The organism is Occallatibacter sp. FHG110214_02, assembly GCF_059115385.1.
Genome location: NZ_JBZYWK010000008.1, coordinates 57,900 through 76,872 on the forward strand (window position 1 = coordinate 57,900; position 18,973 = coordinate 76,872).

The 18,973-nt window shown below is 58.2% G+C and carries 19 protein-coding genes; 2 read left to right on the plus strand and 17 right to left on the minus strand.

Going from position 1 to position 18,973, the window contains the following annotated elements; all coding sequences use genetic code 11:
- The first annotated feature begins 252 nt into the window (after positions 1-252).
- Complete coding sequence (gene pruA / locus AC5S3R_RS09395; RefSeq protein ID WP_494266769.1) at positions 253-1,845, plus strand: L-glutamate gamma-semialdehyde dehydrogenase; 1,593 nt, start codon at positions 253-255, stop codon at positions 1,843-1,845.
- A gap of 684 nt (positions 1,846-2,529) precedes the next feature.
- On the opposite strand, the gene AC5S3R_RS09400 is transcribed toward pruA, so the two are convergent.
- A complete protein-coding gene (locus AC5S3R_RS09400; protein WP_494266770.1) occupies positions 2,530-3,462 on the minus strand; it encodes a Kdo hydroxylase family protein in 933 nt (310 codons plus the stop codon).
- Between the two features lie 8 nt (positions 3,463-3,470).
- A complete protein-coding gene (locus AC5S3R_RS09405; protein WP_494266771.1) occupies positions 3,471-3,773 on the minus strand; it encodes a hypothetical protein in 303 nt (100 codons plus the stop codon).
- Positions 3,774-3,804: 31 nt separating this feature from the next.
- Between AC5S3R_RS09405 and AC5S3R_RS09410 the strand changes: the two genes are divergently transcribed.
- On the plus strand, positions 3,805-4,551 hold the full coding sequence (locus AC5S3R_RS09410; RefSeq protein ID WP_494266772.1) for a hypothetical protein: 747 nt from the start codon (positions 3,805-3,807) through the stop codon (positions 4,549-4,551).
- Between the two features lie 71 nt (positions 4,552-4,622).
- Here the strand turns inward: AC5S3R_RS09410 and AC5S3R_RS09415 are convergent, their stop codons facing one another.
- The 15 genes from AC5S3R_RS09415 to AC5S3R_RS09485 all read right to left on the minus strand — a co-directional run bounded on the left by AC5S3R_RS09415 (position 4,623) and on the right by AC5S3R_RS09485 (position 18,901).
- A complete protein-coding gene (locus tag AC5S3R_RS09415) occupies positions 4,623-4,940 on the minus strand; it encodes an RcnB family protein (RefSeq protein WP_494266773.1) in 318 nt (105 codons plus the stop codon).
- Between the two features lie 184 nt (positions 4,941-5,124).
- On the minus strand, positions 5,125-5,634 hold the full coding sequence (locus AC5S3R_RS09420; RefSeq protein WP_494266774.1) for an RcnB family protein: 510 nt from the start codon (positions 5,632-5,634) through the stop codon (positions 5,125-5,127).
- A gap of 161 nt (positions 5,635-5,795) precedes the next feature.
- The gene (locus AC5S3R_RS09425) at positions 5,796-6,188 is read right to left on the minus strand and encodes an RcnB family protein (RefSeq protein ID WP_494266775.1); all 393 of its coding nucleotides are present in this window, start codon (positions 6,186-6,188) and stop codon (positions 5,796-5,798) included.
- Between the two features lie 85 nt (positions 6,189-6,273).
- Positions 6,274-7,572: a dihydroorotase gene (locus AC5S3R_RS09430; RefSeq protein WP_494266776.1), complete on the minus strand. Its 1,299-nt coding sequence runs from the start codon at positions 7,570-7,572 to the stop codon at positions 6,274-6,276.
- Complete coding sequence (locus AC5S3R_RS09435) at positions 7,569-8,636, minus strand: aspartate carbamoyltransferase catalytic subunit (RefSeq protein WP_494266777.1); 1,068 nt, start codon at positions 8,634-8,636, stop codon at positions 7,569-7,571. Before AC5S3R_RS09435 ends, AC5S3R_RS09430 begins: the two co-directional genes overlap by 4 nt.
- Positions 8,637-8,656: 20 nt before the next feature.
- Positions 8,657-9,031, minus strand: a complete 375-nt coding sequence (locus tag AC5S3R_RS09440) for a four helix bundle protein (RefSeq protein ID WP_494266778.1) — start codon at positions 9,029-9,031, stop codon at positions 8,657-8,659.
- A gap of 89 nt (positions 9,032-9,120) precedes the next feature.
- Complete coding sequence (gene pyrR, locus AC5S3R_RS09445; protein WP_494266779.1) at positions 9,121-9,690, minus strand: bifunctional pyr operon transcriptional regulator/uracil phosphoribosyltransferase PyrR; 570 nt, start codon at positions 9,688-9,690, stop codon at positions 9,121-9,123.
- Positions 9,691-9,840: 150 nt separating this feature from the next.
- A complete protein-coding gene (locus tag AC5S3R_RS09450) occupies positions 9,841-10,551 on the minus strand; it encodes a hypothetical protein (protein ID WP_494266780.1) in 711 nt (236 codons plus the stop codon).
- A 580-nt stretch (positions 10,552-11,131) separates the two neighbouring features.
- The gene (cmk, locus tag AC5S3R_RS09455) at positions 11,132-11,824 is read right to left on the minus strand and encodes a (d)CMP kinase (RefSeq protein ID WP_494266781.1); all 693 of its coding nucleotides are present in this window, start codon (positions 11,822-11,824) and stop codon (positions 11,132-11,134) included.
- Between the two features lie 141 nt (positions 11,825-11,965).
- Positions 11,966-13,243: a hypothetical protein gene (locus AC5S3R_RS09460; RefSeq protein ID WP_494266782.1), complete on the minus strand. Its 1,278-nt coding sequence runs from the start codon at positions 13,241-13,243 to the stop codon at positions 11,966-11,968.
- 227 nt (positions 13,244-13,470) lie between these two features.
- Positions 13,471-15,456: a DNA mismatch repair endonuclease MutL gene (mutL, locus tag AC5S3R_RS09465; RefSeq protein WP_494266783.1), complete on the minus strand. Its 1,986-nt coding sequence runs from the start codon at positions 15,454-15,456 to the stop codon at positions 13,471-13,473.
- A gap of 141 nt (positions 15,457-15,597) precedes the next feature.
- Positions 15,598-15,828, minus strand: coding sequence for a hypothetical protein (locus AC5S3R_RS09470; RefSeq protein ID WP_494266784.1), 231 nt, complete (start codon positions 15,826-15,828; stop codon positions 15,598-15,600).
- Between the two features lie 94 nt (positions 15,829-15,922).
- Positions 15,923-16,939, minus strand: a complete 1,017-nt coding sequence (add, locus tag AC5S3R_RS09475; protein WP_494266785.1) for an adenosine deaminase — start codon at positions 16,937-16,939, stop codon at positions 15,923-15,925.
- Positions 16,940-17,031: 92 nt separating this feature from the next.
- Positions 17,032-18,543, minus strand: a complete 1,512-nt coding sequence (locus AC5S3R_RS09480; RefSeq protein ID WP_494266878.1) for an amino acid permease — start codon at positions 18,541-18,543, stop codon at positions 17,032-17,034.
- A gap of 202 nt (positions 18,544-18,745) precedes the next feature.
- Positions 18,746-18,901, minus strand: a complete 156-nt coding sequence (locus AC5S3R_RS09485; RefSeq protein WP_494266786.1) for a hypothetical protein — start codon at positions 18,899-18,901, stop codon at positions 18,746-18,748.
- Between the last annotated feature and the right edge of the window lie 72 nt (positions 18,902-18,973).

An 18,973-nucleotide genomic window follows, 5' to 3' on the forward strand; every position in this document is an offset into this window, starting at 1 on the left:
AAACTGGCGCGATATCTGTCCAAACCCATCCCCCGCTGATTTGTTTCGTTTTCACCACACATTTGCGGGAAATTCAGTTTCCCAGCGCGAATTATTGGGAAGGGTACGGGCTTTAGCCCCTGAGGGCTACTTTTTCTACCAATCTCCACCTCGTTCCGGCACACAAAAAACTATAATTCTCTCGATAATCCAATAGAGAAATAATTTACCTTACACAACCCATCCTCCATAGGAGCTACAATCAATCTCGTCATGGCAACAATTACTCTTCCGACCGCAATTCAGCCGCGTTCTCCGCAAGGAGACTTCCGCAATGAGCCTTTCACCGACTTCAAAGCCCCGGGGAACGCCCGTTCCATGCGTGCCGCTCTCGACCAGGTGGCACACCAGCTTGGGCGCGAATACGACCTCGTAATCGGCGGTCAGCGCCTGCGGACAGAAGGCAAAATCACCTCGGAAAACCCCGCCAAGCCCGCGGAAACCGTCGGCATCCACCAGAAAGCAGGCGCCGAGCACGCCGAGCGCGCAATGACCGCCGCCCTCGCCGCCTATGAAAGCTGGAGCCGCACCCCGGTAGAAACCCGCGCCTCCCTGCTTCTCGCCGCCGCGGAAATCATCCGCCAGCGCCACTTCGAGTTCTGCGCATGGCTCACCTATGAAGTAGGCAAAAACTGGGCCGAAGCCGACGCCGACGTAGGCGAAACCATCGACTTCCTCGAGTTCTACGCCCGCGAAGCCCTCCGCCTCGCCCAGGCCACCACGCCCATCCAGTACCCCGGCGAGAACAATCAGCTCCTCTACATCCCCCTCGGCGTCGGCGCAGTCATCCCCCCGTGGAACTTCCCCTTCGCCATCATGGCCGGCATGACCGCTGCCTCCATCGTCGCCGGCAACACCGTCATCCTCAAGCCGTCCAGCGATTCCCCAACCATCGCCGCCAAGTTCTTTGACGTTCTCGAAGAAGCCGGCCTCCCCGCAGGCGTGGTGAACTTCTGCCCCGGCTCCGGCGCAACCTTCGGCAACGCCATCGTCGAGCACCCCAAGACCCGCTTCATCGCCTTCACCGGCTCCAAAGCCGTAGGCCTCGACATCCACGAGCGCGCCGCCAAAACCCAAAAGGGCCAAATCTGGATCAAGCGCACCATCCTCGAAATGGGCGGCAAGGACTCCATCCTCGTCTGCGCCGACGCCGATGTAGATGCAGCCGTAGACGGCGTCGTAGCCTCAGCCTTCGGCTTCAGCGGCCAGAAGTGCTCCGCCTGCTCCCGCGCCATCATTGAAGCCCCCATCTACGACACCTTCGTAGAAAAGGTCCGCGAAAAGGTAGCCCAGCTAACCGTCGGCAACCCCGTAGAAAACCCTAACCTCGGCCCCGTAGTCAACAAGGCCGCTCACGACTCCATCCTCGGCTACATCGAGCAGGGCAAAAAAGAAGGCATGCTGGTTGCAGGCGGCCACGCCGTCAACACGCCGGATGGCGGCTACCTCCTCGAACCCACTGTCTTCGCCGACATCGCCCCCGACGCAGTCCTCTCACAGGAAGAAATCTTCGGACCAGTTCTGGCGCTCATCAAGGCAAACGACTTTGAAGACGGCCTGAAAATCGCCAACAACACCGAGTACGGCCTGACAGGCGCAATCTACACCACGGACCGCACCAAGCTCGACATCGCCCGCCGCGAGTTCCACGTCGGCAACCTCTACTTCAACCGCAAATGCACCGGCGCAATGGTCGGCGCGCACCCCTTCGGCGGCTTCAACATGAGCGGCACCGACTCCAAAGCCGGCGGCCCGGACTACCTCTACCTCTTCACCCAGGCCAAATCCGTAGCCGAACGCCTCTAAAAGAAAGGGCCGTAACAATACGGCCCACCAATCACAAACGTAGCTTTTAGATCTGCACACACACAAAGTCCCGTGCCCCATTCTTGCGACTTTTCCCTGTCGCAAGGGTGGGATACGCATACCGCCAGTTCCCCCCCCACATCTAAGCTCTCCCACAAACAACGTAGTGCCCTGGTTTTCCCACAAAAGAAGGCAGTGTCATCCTGAACGAAGCGCATTGGGGCCCCGCGAACGGTTTCATCGTTCGTGGGGTAGTCGGAGTGAAGGATCTGCGGTTGCCTTTCGCTGCCTTCCACACAACCCCAATCCCCGACCACCGGGAGGGTCACAAAAGTCTTGTGGCGCGCCAAGCGCGCAGCCGCTGCATGCAATGCAAAATAAATCCCAAATCTGTGGATAACTCTTGCGCTCAATTAACCCCTTTTGTGCCACACTAAAAATCAAGCAGAAAAACGGCCCGATTCCTTTGGAATCGGGCCGTTCATCATTCCGCCCCAAAAAAGTTTTTTTTGCGACATTTTTTCTGAAAAGTAACCACTTTTCGCCAACCTATTAACGAATAGGTAAATAGGCAAAACCAACCATATAGCTTTATATTTCAACTCCTTACAAAAACGACCGCTGCATTAATGCAAATCGACACAAAAGGTAGGTACACACCCCCGGCACCCCGTACCCTGCCTCTCAAACCAGCCGCGCCCCTGCCATCTTCTCCAGCACCCGCACCGGAGCCGACTCCGGCACCACCATCGCCGCCGGATCAATCAGGAACGTCTGCTCCAGCGCATACTGCCCCGCCAGCACCGCATGGGGAACCGTCTCGGTATAAACCATCCAGCTCGCCCCCGGCGCAAACTGAAACTCCTCCCGCAGAGATTTCTCCTGAAACGCCGCATCTTCCTTCATCGTGTTGTGAAGCTGCATCATGAACTCGTCATAAGGCGTCCGCTTCACCTGCGGAACCAGCTTGCCCAGCCCAAGCCCCTTTGCAATCCCCTTGCCTGCCGAAGACAGCGCATTATCCGGCTGCGGAACCGGCAGCTTACCCGGCACAAACTCCCCAATCACCCCGGCAAACGGCTCGCCCGTAACCCAGTCGCGAGTCCGCGTCGGGTGAATGTTGTGAAAGAACCGCAGAATCCGCCAGCCCTTCGTAGGCCGCGTCGGAAAGGCATCCGTATGCAGCAAATCATTCCGCCGCCGCACACTCAAGTCGCGCCCCTGCTCCTCAATCGGCCGGTAGCTCGCATAATCCAGCGTCCACCGCTTCTCATACGGCGCAAGAAACTTCGTCAGGAACCCCTCAACGCTCGCCGAATACCGCCGCATAATCGCATGCAGCTCACGCACGGCCTCCGGCGGAGAAGTCTTCTCATCCACGCCCGTCAGCTCGTCGCGATTCGGCTTGTAAGCAATGTTCTTGTGCAGCCGCGAATCCGTCTGCGAGCCGGTAAGCAGCGTCTGCAAGTCCGCTGCGGGAATCGGCACCGGCGTCTCGGGAAAATAAATCACCTTGCCCGCCTCAAGCTCTGCAACCCAGTTCCGAATTGCCCCGCTCTGCGCGCCTTCCTGCAGCGCTCCCTGCAACTCACCCAGCGAAATCGACTCAACCGCCATCCGCACCTCTACTTGTTAAGAAACTTTGCCCGCGCCCACAGAATAAGAAAAAACGGCAGCGCCACCGCCAGCACAATCACCGCCGCCGGAAACCCGATATCGCGATAACTCACCGCAAAATCGACGGCCTTGCCGCCAGCCAATCGCATCGCCAGCAGCACAAAAATCGCCACCGTCGTCGTCACGCAAAACGTAAGAATCGCGGAGGAGAACGAGAGCAGTAAGCTGCTCAGCAGTCCAAAACCCTTTAGCGGAAATCCGAAAACTGTTCCGCCATCCTGACGGCCAAATTGCGAAGGAATCGCTGTCATATGGTTTACTCATCTAGAATACTAATTCTGTATGACCAGCACCGCACAGCTCGAACTTTGGCAGGCCGACAAAGTCGCCTCGCAAACCAGCCTCATCAAAGCCGCCAACGGCATCCAATATGCTGCCTGGGGCGAAACCCGTATTCCCGAGTCTGACCTCGAACGCCTCATCGGAGCCGTTCCCGCCTCCATGTCGGCAGCCCTGGCGCGCCGCGCTTATTTCTTCGTCCCGCTCGCCATTGCTGACACAGGCGAAGTGCTCATCGCTCCGGCCTACACCGTCGAGCTCGGAGACCGCGCCGTCTGTCATCGCAACGCCACTTTCGGCTCCACAGACGCCGTATTTATTTCCACCCGCCTCGTAGAAGACCGCTTCGGCCTGGCCTTTGAATTCTTCATCAACGTAGCGCATAACTTTGTAGACGCCGCCGGCGTCCCCGCAAGCTTCAGCGACCTCGTCTGGTCACAAGCTGAGGCCCAGACCCGCGGCGAAACCAGCGTAGACGCCTGGGAAGCCCGCCGCCGCGCACAGGACTCGCGCAGCCAGCAGAAAATCGACGAGCAGGCCCGCAACCAGTACGCCGAAGCCACCTTCTCAGATGCCTTGGCTATTTACATGCTCTCGCTCGCCGTGGACTTCGACTACCACGATCTGCGCGAACGCGAATACCCGCTTCTGGTAGCACCCGCATTAGCTGAGCGCCTGCGCCATATCGCGAGCCTCTTCCCCGCCAACCCCGGTTACGACTTCCAAATCCTCTACCGCCGCAAGGCATAGGGACTGGCCATCGACACAAAAAATCCCGGCAGCTCTCAAGCTGCCGGGATTCCTGTTTCTATCTTCAGTTGTTACTGCGCAGCAGCCGCAGCCACCACGGAAGCAATCACTCCGGTCGCCACTGCGGCAAGAACGAAGTTTCCATCCACACGGCGCCATTCATAGCCGCGCGGCGGACGATGCAGGTGATAGCGGTTCCAGTTGGAAACACGGTCCCCACGGCCCCAATCGCCCTGGGGCATGCGGTATCCCTTGCGCCACTCATCATGGCGCACAAAGTGGTTGTTATCGCGTCTATCGTCGTGCCGACCTTGTGAAAACACGCTCTGGCTGCTCAAAAGAGCCGCGCCAAGCAGGGGAATGGCAACAATCTTCCGAATGCTCTGCATGCGTTCTCCTATATATCTACTTTCTACTTACGAATCCTTGGATTCAGCGCAGCGCAAAGCCGTTGTCTTGCGCTGCAGCTCTCATATTACCTTTTGCATCAGCTCTTTACATGCGGAACGCAACGCAAAAACGCCTCGCATTTTGTTAAAAAATGCGAGGCGTTCCGCAATCCGGTTTTCCGTTTTAGTTGCCCAGCGCCGCAAGAATTACCGACGAAATAAGCCCCGTAGCGATAGCAGCCAGCACAAACTGGCCATCCACATAGCGCCACTGGTACCCATAGGGAGGAGCCGAGAGACCGTACGAGCCCCAGTCATCCACCACGTAAGCGCTGCTCCAGTAGCTCATCGGAATACGACGCCCACGCCGCCAGCCGGAATGACGGACGTAGCCGCGGCCATGATATCCCGAAGGCGGCCCAGGACGGTGAATCGGACGGCTTCCGCCGCCACCCGGCCGATTTCCACCCGGACGGCTCGGCTGCGACGGACGATTGGGCTGCGAAGGACGGTTCGGTTGCGAGGGACGATTGTTGTTACCACCACCCGGACGATTGCCGCCGGGCCTCGCGCCGGGCGTTGGGTGCGTGGGTTGCTGCTTCGAGTTCTGTGGAGGCCCTTGTGCGATTACGGTTCCCCCTGCCAGCGTAGCGCTGACGAGAGAATAGGCAACTGCTTTGCTAAGGATGTGCATGGCTTCTCCAATTCTTGTTGCGGGTACGCTTTCAATTGGATTCACGCAGCAAGGGATATGTTGTCCAGCCTGCCAAAGCATCGCAGCTTTAAAGTGGCTGTAAAACAGCAAAGCCGCCCGGAGAGCCCGGGCGGCCTGCGTATACACAAAACACCAACAGCTTAACGCACCATGGAGCCGATAATGAGCGAAGAAATGACGCCCGTAGCCATGGCAGCAAGCACATAGTTGCCGTCGATGTAGCGCCACTGGTAGCCATATGGCGGAGGGCTCAGGTGATAGTAGCCGTAATCGTTAATCACCATGCCGCCACCCCACACCCCGGGAGGCAAGCGATAACCGCGGCGCCACTCGTTGTGGCGATAGTATCCGCCCCTGTATCCCATGGGAGCTGGCCGATGAAAGCCACCCGGTCCACCGCGATGGCCATAGTACGGGCGCCCATGGTGCCCATATCCGCCATACCTTCCGTGCTGGGCTTCGACAATCGTCATGCCGCCTGCCAGAGTAATAGTCGCGAGAGCAATAGCAATTGTTTTGCGAAAGTTATACATAGTGTGAACCTCTTTTCTAATTAGCCTGCATTCCGTTTGGATCCGAGGGCCGAGAATATGCTGCCTGTGCCCACGGACGCAAGCCTCAATTTGAGGCAAATACCACCCGGCCTTCGCTAATCGTCCACTTCACCTTGCCTTGCATTGTCCATCCGTCGAACGGGGTATTACGCGACTTCGACTTCGTCTCCGCCACGCGATACGTCCATTCTTCTTTAGGATCAAACACCACTACATCAGCAAAGTTGCCCACAGCCAGCGAACCACGCCCCCTGAGTCCCAGCACCGCCGCAGGCTGCGCGCTCAGCAAGCTCAGCACACGTCCCAGCGGCATCTTCGCCTCCCCGTGAAGCCACTTGATGCACAAACCGAGAGCCGTCTCCAACCCGGTAATCCCATTCGGAGCCCGCTCAAATTCAACTTCCTTTTCATGCGTAGCATGCGGCGCATGATCGGTAGCAATCGCATCCACCACGCCATCCATAATGGCCTCAAGCATCGCATCGCGGTCCGCAGCACTCCGCAGCGGCGGATTCATCTTGCAATTCGTGTCGTAGTACCCCACGTGCTCATCTGTCAGCAGAAAGTGATGCGGAGCAACCTCGCAAGTCACGCGCAGCCCATTCCGCCGCGCCTGCCGCACTGCCTCAATCGCCTTCGCCGTGGAAGTATGCGCCACATGCAGATGCACCTTGTCCGAGCGCAGCTCCGTCACCAGCCGGATATCGCGCTCCACAAGCCCCGACTCCGCCTCCACAGGCATGCCACGCAATCCCAACCGAAACGCCACCGGACCCGCATTCATGCTAGCGCCCACGGTCATCCGCGTATCTTCCGCATGCTGAATAACGCTCAGCCCCACGCGCGCCGCGGCAGTCAGCGTATCGCGCATCACGGTGTCTTTCAAAATCGGATGCCCGTCATCCGTCACCGCAACCGCACCCGCAGCCTTCAACGCTGCAAAGTCATTCAGCACCTCGCCCTTCGACCCGCGCGTTGCTGCGCCAATCGGAAACACACGCACCGAAGCCCCACGCTCCGGAGACTGCATCCACCGCGTAATCTCCGGCGAATCATTCACCGGAATCGTATTGGGCATAGCCGCCACAGCCGTAAACCCACCCGCAGCCGCCGCAGCCGTCCCAGAGGCAATCGTCTCCTTATGCCCTTGCCCCGGCTCGCGCAGATGCACGTGAATATCAATCAGCCCCGGCGCAATCACCAGCCCCTTCGCATTCACAATCTGCGCGCCATTCGTGCCCTTCAGCTTCCCCGGAGCAGCAACCTCTGCCACGCGGCCATCCTTCAGCAGAATGTCCTTCGGCGCATCAATCCCCGTGCCGGGATCAATCAAATGTCCGTTCTTAATCGCAATGGCCGTCATCCGCGCGCCCCCTTCTTCCGCGCTCCGGATTTCGTTCCAGCCGCAGTGCTCTTTTCCGATGTAGTTTTTCCGCCGGCGCCAAGCGCGCGCTCAATCACCGCCATGCGAATCGCCAGCCCATGCGTCACCTGTTCCAGAATCGCCGACTGCGGCCCATCCGCCACGCCGCTCGTAATCTCCAGCCCACGAATAATCGGCCCCGGATGCATCACCACCGCCTCGGGAGCCAGCCTCGCCAGCCGCTCGCCGGTCAACTGGTATGCAGCCTTGTACTCTTCAAGATCCAACTGCAAGCCGGCCAGCCGCTCCGCCTGGATGCGCAGCATCATCGCCACGTTCGACCGCTTCAGCGCCGCTTCAAAATTGCGCTCAATGCTGACGCCCGGCCCAATCGTCACCGCCACTTCCGGCAGCAGCGCATTCGGCCCGCAAAACACCACCTCCGCACCCAACCGAGGCAGCAGCAGCGCATTCGACCGCGCCACGCGGCTGTGCAGAATATCTCCGGTAATCGTCACCGTCACGCCCTTCAGCGTCTCCGGCCCCACATTCCTCACGCCCGGCTTAAGATGCGCAAGAATCGTCCGCAAATCCAGCAGCGCCTGCGTCGGATGCTCGTGCATGCCATCGCCCGCATTCAGCACCGGCAGCTTAGTGGAAGCTTCCAGCAGCCACGCCCCACCCGACGAGCTATGCCGCAGAATAATCGCTTCCGCACCCAGCGCCCGCAGATTCAGCCCCGTATCCTTCAGCGTCTCGCCCTTCTCAATGCTCGAAGAAAGGTTCGACACCAGCGCCGTATCCGCGCCCAGCGCCTTGGCTGCCAACTCAAAGCTGGTACGCGTCCGCGTGGAAGCCTCATAAAACAGCAGCGCCACGCGCCGCTTGGCAAGTATCTTGTCCCGCTCCAGCGGGTTCTGCGCCTCAAGCGCCGTAGCCCGTTCCAGAACATGGTTCAACTCTTCCAGTGAAAGGTCATTCACCGAAAGCAGCGAACCCGAATTGTAAGGAAAAGGAGTAGCAGAAGCGGAAGGAGTGTTAAATTTGCGGCGAATCGCATTCATCAGCTATTAGCTCTTAGCTATTAGCTCTTAGCTTTCTGCTTTGAGCCAAGCTTTTGGATAAAAGCGGTGAGCATTTTGGAAACTTCATTGCTCAGCGCCGTTGCTTCGTTGATTGCTGCTTCATTCCCCATTTTCAGCCTGCTTGCAACAACAAGCTGCGTCTGAACCTCAAACGTTGAGCCTAAAGCAACTCCGAGAAACTGTCTGAACTCTGCATGGTTCAACCTGCCGCGGCCCTCCGCAATATTACTCGCCACGGAAACCGCCGCGCGCCGTAATTGCGAAGCTAACCCGTAGGTCTCTTCCTTAGGAAACTTCTGCGTCAGCGAATACACACAAACCGTTAAATCTATCGCGCGATGCCAAACCGTCAAGTCGCGAAAATCCTGCGGCATCCAACCGTCCTTAATCGCGTAGTAGCCACAACAGCCAGCTCCATCAGCATCGAACTAAAAGCTAATAGCTAACAGCTAAAAGCTGCCTTTCAGTCAACGCGTTCTACAAGCAAAACCTGCTCATCCGCATCAACCTCTTGAAACTTCACTTCGATAATCTCGCGGCTGCTCGTCGGCACATTCTTGCCCACATAGGTAGCCTCAATCGGCAGTTCACGATGCCCGCGGTCAATCAGCACGGCAAGCTGCACCTTTTGCGGACGCCCGTGGTCAAACAGCGCATCCAGCGCCGCACGAATCGTACGCCCCGTATACAGCACGTCGTCGCACAAAATCACATTCTTACCCGCAATCTCCACGCCCAGCGTGCCCGCCGTCACAACCGGCTTCAGCCCTGCCGTCGAAAGATCATCGCGGTAGAACTGGATATCCAGCGTGCCCGTCGGCACAGCCGTCTTCTCAATCGTCGAGATCAGCTTCCCCAGCCTTTCGGCCAGCGGCACACCACGGCGCTTGATGCCAACCAGCACCATCCCCTCGCAGCCGTTGCTCTTCTCGACGATCTCGTGCGCCAACCGTACAAGCGTACGTTCAATCTCGGAGGCGGACATCAACCGCCCCTTCACGCGCAGGGAAGATTTGCTTTGTGCTTCTGTCATGGAGTGTTCTCGCGAGTAATGCTCTCGACGGATGATACGAGGCCGAGTGGGGGGAAGTAAAGCGAACCGGACACGACAGAACAAGGAAAAAGAAAGCAGGAAGTTGTAGAGAAACGGCAAAAACTTATGGGAAGCAAGAACGATAAGTACCTACCCTGCATCCCTCCTTAGTCTCTGCCCTTTCACCAGCTTCGCCCCCACGGCTCCGCCAATCATGGCAAACACCAGTAGACCCGCCTCCAGCATTGCCAGTGCGCCCAGCGTAGAACCAATGCGGCCTTCCGGCGTCAGCAGCCATGCGGCAACGCTCTTGAACAACTCCCCGGCCTGCGCATCCTGCCGCGCCGTGCTCATCTGCTGCCACTGCTCAGAGACCTGCGCCACCAGCGACTGCCAGCTATCGTCGATATTCTTGCCCTGGTGAAAAGCAAAGCGTGTCAGGAAAAGCGAAATTCCCGTAGCCGCAAAAGCCAGCCAGCCAGCCAGGATCCCCGTGACTAGCCCAATGCGCACGCCCGCACCTGCCGTAAGCCAGAAAGTCTGCTGGGCAACCTTCTGCTGCCGTGCATACAACATCACGGCCCATGCCGCGCCTGCCGCCATCCAGAACAGCGCCAGCGCGCCTACAGGAGACATTCCACAGCTCAACAGGCCTGCCGGCACAGCCAGCATCAACGCCGCGCGCAGAGCAGACTTCCACTCCACCGCGCCCGCGTCGCGCACAGTGCTCTCCCACCGCTCCGCCTGTGCAGAGGACTCGCCCTCTTCGCCCGAATAAACCAGTTGCGGCAACCCGCAAGTCGGGCAGTAAAGGCCATCGGCAGGTATCGCCTGGTGACAACGGCTGCAGGTAATCTCCATCGCTCTTTAGAGCCTATCGCACTTTTGCTGGAAGACGGCAACTTCCACATCGGCTCAATACCTCCAGCCTGCACTTCCGGAGCCTCACCTGTCTGCAACGGAGAAACCGTCACACCGCACAGGAAACGTCTCTTCGCTTATCTCTTCTTCGAGCGCGACGATTTATAGATCTTTGCCTGGGGGATATACACATACATCCTCCATTCACAGGAGCAGCAGCGTATGGGACGCCGCAGCTTGAACAACTTCGGAAGATCTTTAAGTCGAAAATGAGAGGCCCGAAACTTGTCTGAGCCACAGCTATCGCAAACTATTGCTTCCATACTACTCAAGCTCCTTTTTTCAGATATGCAAAATCAAAATGCAATCTTGCACAGCATGCAAAAAGCAACCAAGGGCGCAGCTTCAAGGGGAATCAACAGCAAGAATGGGAATAAAAGGCAGGCTGTACAGCCCCACTCTTAATTTCGTTCACTTTAGCTTCTATCTAACTCAAAAATAGAATATATAAGTTCAGAATTTAGACGTGCAACCGGGAGAATTGGAATCAAAAATCACCCGTCTGGCCTGGCCGGCTGTCTTAGTCTGCCGCTGCCCGTGATGCAAGTTTTTCTTCCACAATCTTTTCCGCCGCCCGCACCACTTCGCCCAGCGTCATGTGCGTCGAGTCAAGCAGCACGGCATCATCGGCAGCCTTCAGCGGAGATTCCGTCCGCCCCCGGTCCCGCGTATCGCGGTCCTTCAGCTCGCGGATAACCTCTTCCGCAGGCTGCGTCGCCTTCTCTCCAAGCTGGTCAAAACGGCGCATCCCACGCACCTCCGGGGAAGCATCCAGAAAAATCTTCACATCCGCATTTGGAAAAACTACCGTGCCGATATCGCGACCTTCCATCACTACGCCGCCCTCAGCCCCCATCTGCTGCTGAAGCCCCACCAGCCATGCGCGAACCGGAGGAAAAACGCTCACGCATGAAGCTGCGTTCGTCACAGTAGGATTACGCAGCTCCGCCGTCACATCCTCGCCATCAAGAAAAACGCGATTCCCGCCCTCACCCGGCACAAGCTGAATTGCAGTCTCGCGTGAAAGCCCCTCTAATCCACTAACCTCGTCCAAAGGCAGCCCTGCCCGAAGAGCCTTGAGCGCAAATGCGCGGTACATCGCCCCTGTCTCAAGGTTCAGCAGCCCGAAATGCCCTGCCAGATGGCGAGCAATCGTGCTTTTTCCCGCACCAGCCGGCCCGTCAATTGCAACAATAATTTTCTTCTGGCTCACGCGAAGGTCCTGGTACCAAACACTGGTAGTAGTGCGCTCATTTGCAGGCGCTCACCATGATGACAAGCATGCACATCGCAGGGCCTTAAGGCCCCGATGCGGTTGGCTGAAGCATTGCCGGGGATTTATCCCCGGCAATGCTTAACCGCGCTTCTTGGAACCTTGCTTATCCCGGAAGCTGCCCGAAGCCGTCAGTGCAGGCTTATGCCCATTGCGGGCGCTGGAACCGTTCCGTGTCGGGGCTCCACTGCGAGTCGAAGCAGAGCTCCGGCTCAAGCCGCCCTTGCGCACCGCCGAAGCGGGAGCAGCAGAAGCGCTCCTGCTCGAACCAGGCCGAGCCGTGCCAGGCCGTGCGGAACTCGGACGAGCAGAACCGGGCCGAGCCTTCGCGCCATTGCCATTCGCAGGCTTGGCCGAACGCCCTTCCGCCCCGCGGCGCGGACCATTTCCAGACGCAGGCTTGCGGTCACGTCCATGCGCGGCCGGGCGATTAAAGTGCTGACGCCCGGAACCATTCCGGTCGCCGTTTCTATCGCCATTCGAGCTGTGATGAGCCTTCTCTTCGTACTCTTCCGCCGAGGGAGCAGCCGGCGCATCATGACCATAGCGCTCCACCAGCTCTTCTTCACGCCCCAGGTAGCCGCCGCCCACAAAGTCGTCCGTGCTGTACCGTGCTGCATAACCGGAAAGCGCAGTGCTGGCAAAAATCTGCGGAGCAACGCTAAACTCCGGCAGCGTGCCGGCAACATAAAAGTGCGGCGCATGACCCATCGTCAGCGTATGCACCTGGCGGGTCGCCACCAGTCCGCGCAGCACTTCGCGAATCTTGCTCCGCGCCGTCAGTGGCGCAAGGAACAGCTCCACCTCTTCCATGCTAGCCGCAATCACGGCCTGCAGGAAGATCGAAGCCAGAACTGAAATCGCCGTCACCTGCGAGGTAGAAGCACCTTCGGCAATCGCCTTCTGGAAGCGCACGCGCAAAAGCTGCCACTTGGCCGCCTTGCCCGGAGCTGCAATGATAGGAATAATCCGAAGCTGCTGCCAGAGTTCCGTAATAGCGCGGACTACCGCAGACTCGCTCACGCCATGGCCCAGAACCTGCTTTAACTCGGAGACTGTCGTCTCGCCCTGCTCCAGCCGCTTGTAAGCCTGAACGGCGAGAGGCGAAACCGCACGCGAACCAGTCAACTGCGGAACTCTCCGCCAATCGCGATCGCCGCGAAGCGCATAGACATACGGAAGCACCCAGGAAGCGACAATATAATCCGGCTGCTCTCCGGGCTGGCCCTGCAGATTCAGGCGCACGGCTACGCCGTCCAGCTCAAGCCGGACGAGCAATTCCTCTGCCGTCGCAATCTGTTTTTGGTTGGGAGTCGCACTCCGTTCGCCCGCCACCGCCTCTACAAATGAAGGCGCCAACGTTGGCACTGACTGCTTACGGGGTAAAAAAAGACACAATCCCGTCTCTTCAATCCAAGTCCGGGCATCCTCAAGCGTGAGAGCCCCATGTCCATTCTGGCGCATCCTTTCGGCGCGCGCTGCTTCCAATTGCTCCGATGTCAAAGAAGAACCTCTTTTCCAAGGCTAGCGTTCTCGCCGGGCATTCCCGCCCCCTGGGGGTGGGGCTGCCGCCTTCCAAATACGTGTCAAATACGGTGGAAGGCCCGCTGGATCTCTCTCCAAGAATACAACAAAGCGATTGGACGTCCATGCGGGCAGCTTGTTGGGTGTTCCGTTTTGGCTAATTCCAGCAGCAACCACTCCATCCGCGCCGGGTCCAAAGGCATGTTTACCTTGATGGCCGCGTGGCATGCAATCGATGCCGCAATCCTCGTTTTCAGCGCCGTAAGGCTCTGATTCTGAACGTTTTCATGCGTCTCCACATCGCTCCGCGGATCACCCGCCGAGCTGCTCTGCTCAATCACCTGCTGCAGCATTTTTTCAAGCTGCGCACCCTCCAACCCAACCGGCGCAGCCTTCACCGCAAGCGTATTTGGACCGAACGGTTCGGCCTCAAAGCCATTCCGCTCCAGCTCTTGGGCAATTTGCGCAAAAACCACCATTTGCCAAGGCTTTAGCTCCACCAGCAGGGGCATTAGAAGCCGTTGGCGCTGCACGTTTTCCACAGCCCGTTCACGCAAAATTTTTTCAAACAAAATCCGCTCATGTGCCACATGCTGGTCGATAATCCAAAGCCCCTCCGGCCCGGTAGCAAGGATAAAGGACTCGCGAAGCTGCCCAAGCGGCTTCAACCCGGCAAGGTGGTTCAGCGTCTCCGCCTTCTGCTGAGCCTCCACTTCCGCAACGCCATCCGCCGCATATCCAACTGATTCCAAACCATTTGAAACCAGCGCCTCCGCAATCGCCGCCATCCCCTCCGCAGCCGCAAACGGCAGCGTTCCCGCAATCGCAGGCGGCTGAAACCCCGTCAACCGGAACGGTTCCGCTTCTCCGGCCCCAATCGGCTCCGAATTTCTCTGGATTGCATCGCTGCTCGGCAAAGGCGACTCCGCCGGAGGCATCAGCGACGCACTCGCCGTCGGTTCCGCCATTGAAGCCACAAAGGCCGCCACCGGACGCGACTTCACCAACGCCATCCGCAGGCTATCCCGCACAAAATCGTGAATTAGCGCTGACTGCCGGAACCGCACCTCTGTCTTAGCCGGGTGAACGTTCACGTCCACCTCCTCCGGCGGCATTTCCAGAAAAAGCAGCACCACCGGAAACGAAGTCGGCGGAATAATATTCCGGTAAGCCTCCGTAACCGCATGCATCACCTGCCGGTCGCGAATAAGCCTCTTATTCACAAAGATATAAATCGAGTTCCGGTTAAGCTTCTGCAACTCAGGCTTGGAATAAAACCCCGTCAGACGCAGCGTACCGGGGTCTTTCTTCGGCGCGTCGGGATCGACTTTCCACGGAGGAGGCTCCGGCAGCCCGCCTCGCTCCAGCTTCAACTCCGCCGCTACCGGCAACAGGCTGTTCAACGTGTCCTTGCCAAAAATCTGATAAACCCGCTCCGCCGTCCGCGTAACCGGAGGCGCGGAAACCAGCGTATGACTCGCGCTCAGTAGCTCAAAATGCTTTTCCGGATAAACCAGCGCATAGTGCGTCACCAGCGCCGTCACATGCGAAAGCTCCGTCGCCTCCGCCCGAAGAAACTTCTTCCGGGCAGGCGTATTAAAAAACAGGTCAGAGACGGTAAGAGTAGTTCCTCGTGGCAACGCCGCATCTTCCACATGCAGAATCCTGCCGCCGGCAATTTCGAGTAGCGTCCCCGTTTCGCCGTCAGAAGTCTCCAGCCGAACCCGCGCCACGGAAGCAATCGAAGGCAGCGCCTCCCCGCGAAACCCCAGCGTAGCAATCGACAGCAAATCATCCGCCGTCCGCAGCTTCGAGGTCGCATGCCGCTCAAAGGCCAGCAGCGCATCGTCGCGGTTCATCCCAATGCCGTCATCGGAGATGCGAATCAGCTTTCTGCCGCCCGCCTCAACCTCCACCCGAATCCGCGTAGCTCCCGCATCCAGCGAGTTCTCCAGCAGCTCCTTCACCACCGAAGCAGGCCGGTCCACAACCTCCCCAGCCGCAATCTGGTTAGCCACCTGATCTGAGAGAACCCGAATCCGCCCCATAAGCTTTCAGACTACCGCAATCGAAGATTCACTCATGTGGAAAGCAGGGAAGAAATAACAAATGCCACCCGAAGGCGGCATTTGCAATTAATCCCAATTTGTTCCCTGGCGACGAAGGCGCAGTTGCCTGGACGGCCAGTCCTAGATACCCACTCCAAACTCATCCGTAGGCTCAGCCGCCGGCTCGGCATGCGAGAAGAAATCATACGGCGTGCGGCGATTGAACTTATACCGCGAACGCAACTCATACCCCAGCAGAATCCCCACCCCAGCCACAGCCATGCCTACAGAAAACCACCCCAGCACGCGCAGCGCCTTGTTGCCGTCAGCCGGCTCGGGAAGGGGAAGAAGTGCTTCAGACTGTGTTGCCATAACGGGGGACGCCTCCTGAACAACTGATAGTGGCATGATAACGCAATTCGCTTCCGGCTCGCCTGCAGACTCTGACGCGCAAGAGCCACATACGTCACGCCGCTGTTTCAATCTGAGCCAGCCACCGCTCCTTTGCCGCCTCGGGAAGAAAACTGGCAGCAATCGAATTCGCCGCCAGCTTTTTCAACTCGCCGCGCGTAAAGCCCTGCTGCTCAGCCGCCAGCACAAACTCATTCTCAATATCTGACCCGAAAAACGCCGGATCATCCGAGTTCAGCGTCACCATCAGCCCCGCATCGAAATACTTCCGCAAAGGATGCTCCGCAAACGAAGCGCAATTCCCCGTTCGCACATTCGAAGTCGGATTCAGCTCCAGCGGAACCTGCCGCTCCCGCAACTCCGCAACAAGCTTTTCATCTTGGATAGCCGACAAAGCATGACCAATCCGCTCCGACCCAATCGAAAGCGCCTCCCATATGGCCGAAGCCGGCGTAGTCTCGCCCGCGTGATTCGTAAGCCTCAACCCGGCAGCCTTTGCCTCGGCATAAATCGCCCGAAACGGCTCCGACCCCGCACGTCGCTCATCGCCACCCAGCCCAATGCCGATGATGGAAGGATACTTCGCCCGCAACTCGATTGCCTTGCGAAACACCCGCTCCGCCTCCGCCACGGTAAAGTGCCTCACCGCATCGAAAATCCAGTAGATCGTGAGTCCAAGTTCTTTCTCCGCCCGCTCGCGAGCCCGCTCCAGCGCAACAAAGATCGGCTCAACAACTCCTTCAGCGTGCTCCCGGAAGTGGTAAATCACGCCAACAGAGATATAAACCTCGGCATGCACCACGCCCTGCTCATGAAGCCTCTGCATCATCCTCCACGCTGCCAGCTCATACTCCGCCGGCCCGCTCAGCAGCCGCGTGATATCGCGAAACGCATCCATGAACCCGGAAAAATCCGTGAACTGATAAATCTTCTCAGCCTCGGCCAGCGTCATCGGCTTTTCGTCCTGAAGCTGGCTCAACTCCACCAGCGTCGCCGGCAAAATCGTCCCTTCCAGATGCAAATGCAGCTCCGCCTTCGGCAGCCCGCGCACAAACTCCCGTATCTCACTCATTCCCAAATTTTATCGAGGGAAATCCAGCCATCAGAACAGCGTGCTCTCCCGCCATCGCGCTAAAAGCTAAGAGCTGACAGCTAAAAGCTGCCCTACTTCGCCTTCGCAAACTCACTGCGATGTCGGCTGTAGAAGCAATAAATAACCAGCCCAATCGCCAACCAGATAAAGAACCGGAACCACGTAATAATCGGCAGCCCCGCCATCAGCAGGAAGCAAAAAATCACGCTCAACGCCGGAATTACCCATCCACCCGGCACGCGGAATCCGCGATACCGCTCCGGCTCCCTCACCCGCAGCACAATCACGCCAATCGACACCAGCACAAACGCAAACAGCGTGCCGATATTCGACAAGTCCGCCAGCGTGCCAATATCAAACAGCCCCGACGGAATCGCCACCACAAACCCCGCCACCCACGTAGAAAACGCCGGCGTCCGGTACACCTTATGCACGTCAGAAAATTTCTTCGGCAGCAGCCCATCGCGCGACATCGAAAACCACACCCGCGACTGCCCCAACTGATACACCAGCAACGAAGAAAGCATGCCCAGCAGCGCGCCAATCAAAATCACCAGCCGCACCCAATGCAGCGGATGCCCACCCGCGCCCATCGAAAGCTTCTTCAGCGCATTCACCACCGGAGCCGCATCGCCCACCATCGACTGCCACGGCACAAGCCCCGTCAGGCACACCGCCACGGCGACATACAGCACCGTACAAACAATCAACGTAGCAATAATGCCAATCGGCAAATCACGCTGCGGATTCTTGGTCTCTTCCGCAGCCGTAGAAACCGAATCAAACCCAATATAGGTAAAGAAAATAATCGAGCCACCCGTAAGCACGCCGCTCAACCCATTCGGCATAAACGGATGCCAGTTCGATGGATGAATATACCCAATCGCCGCGCCGACAAAAATCAAGATGGCAATCAGCTTCAGCCCCACCATCATGTTGTTCGTAGAAGCCGACTCTCGAATCCCGCGCACAAGAATGACAGTAAGAAACAGCACCACCAGGAAGGCAGGAATATTAAACCCAAAATGCCACCCAGGGCTGTAAATCGTATTCCCCGCCAGGTCCGTCAACCCACTCGGCAAATAAGCCGGAGATATCCACGTAGCCGGCGGATGCAGTCCCATCCAATCCAGCAAGTCGACCACATGCGCCGCAAAGCCCACGCTGACAGTCATGTTCGAGCCGGCATATTCCAGGATCAAATCCCAGCCGATAATCCACGCAATCAACTCGCCCAGCGTCGCATAGGTATACGTGTATGCCGACCCCGCAATCGGAATCATCGACGCCAGCTCGGCGTAACAGAGCCCGGTCAACGCGCAGACAAACGCCACCAGCACCAGCGAAATCGCAATCGCCGGACCGGCACCGGGCCGTCCAGCCAGCGCCGTATGGTGAATCAGGTAGTCCGCCAGCGGCGTATTCAGGATGCTCGACGTGTCGAACTGCTCGCCCGAAATCGCCGTGCCCACAACCGTAAAAATCCCCGAGCCAATCACCGCGCCGATGCCAAGCGCGGTCAATGACCACGGCCCCAGCGTCTTCTTCAGCGCATGTTCCGGCGCCTCCGAGTCGCGTATCAGCTTGTCAATGGATTTGCGGGCAACCAGTTGGCTAGCCAGAGTACTTCTCCTGATGCGGTATGAGCAAATTCAGCATACACGCCTGGCCCCGGTTACTAAATGGAGATTTCTTTATGCGGGAAAGGCCCGAAAAAAGGAGCCAAACACGCTTCGCGCCCGGCAGAGTAACCCTGCCGGGCGCGAATCTTACATCGGTCAAAAACTAGCGCTTCGACTGACCGCGTGCCAGCTTCTTAACCTTCTGCTTGTTGCTGCCGCGCGGAGTCGTCCGCTTCGCCTTCGGAGCTGCCTTCTTGCGCGCCGCGCGCTTCAGCTTTTTCCGTTCTACTTTGTCTTCAATCTTGGTGGTGTTTGCCACAAAACGCCTCTTTCAACTCAAAAAATCTCGCCGCAGGCCATCTCGCAGACACGGCACGGCACGTATCTCATT

Coding starts and splice junctions, on each gene's coding strand:
- pyrR (WP_494266779.1), bottom strand. CDS start 9,690: ATGACAGAAGCACAAAGCAAATCTTCCCTGCGCGTGAAGGGGCGGTTG.
- AC5S3R_RS09415 (WP_494266773.1), bottom strand. CDS start 4,940: ATGCAGAGCATTCGGAAGATTGTTGCCATTCCCCTGCTTGGCGCGGCT.
- AC5S3R_RS09435 (WP_494266777.1), bottom strand. CDS start 8,636: ATGAATGCGATTCGCCGCAAATTTAACACTCCTTCCGCTTCTGCTACT.
- AC5S3R_RS09430 (WP_494266776.1), bottom strand. CDS start 7,572: ATGACGGCCATTGCGATTAAGAACGGACATTTGATTGATCCCGGCACG.
- AC5S3R_RS09405 (WP_494266771.1), bottom strand. CDS start 3,773: ATGACAGCGATTCCTTCGCAATTTGGCCGTCAGGATGGCGGAACAGTT.
- AC5S3R_RS09470 (WP_494266784.1), bottom strand. CDS start 15,828: ATGGCAACACAGTCTGAAGCACTTCTTCCCCTTCCCGAGCCGGCTGAC.
- AC5S3R_RS09420 (WP_494266774.1), bottom strand. CDS start 5,634: ATGCACATCCTTAGCAAAGCAGTTGCCTATTCTCTCGTCAGCGCTACG.
- AC5S3R_RS09400 (WP_494266770.1), bottom strand. CDS start 3,462: ATGGCGGTTGAGTCGATTTCGCTGGGTGAGTTGCAGGGAGCGCTGCAG.
- AC5S3R_RS09425 (WP_494266775.1), bottom strand. CDS start 6,188: ATGTATAACTTTCGCAAAACAATTGCTATTGCTCTCGCGACTATTACT.
- AC5S3R_RS09450 (WP_494266780.1), bottom strand. CDS start 10,551: ATGGAGATTACCTGCAGCCGTTGTCACCAGGCGATACCTGCCGATGGC.
- pruA (WP_494266769.1), top strand. CDS start 253: ATGGCAACAATTACTCTTCCGACCGCAATTCAGCCGCGTTCTCCGCAA.
- AC5S3R_RS09410 (WP_494266772.1), top strand. CDS start 3,805: ATGACCAGCACCGCACAGCTCGAACTTTGGCAGGCCGACAAAGTCGCC.
- add (WP_494266785.1), bottom strand. CDS start 16,939: ATGAGTGAGATACGGGAGTTTGTGCGCGGGCTGCCGAAGGCGGAGCTG.
- mutL (WP_494266783.1), bottom strand. CDS start 15,456: ATGGGGCGGATTCGGGTTCTCTCAGATCAGGTGGCTAACCAGATTGCG.
- AC5S3R_RS09440 (WP_494266778.1), bottom strand. CDS start 9,031: ATGCCGCAGGATTTTCGCGACTTGACGGTTTGGCATCGCGCGATAGAT.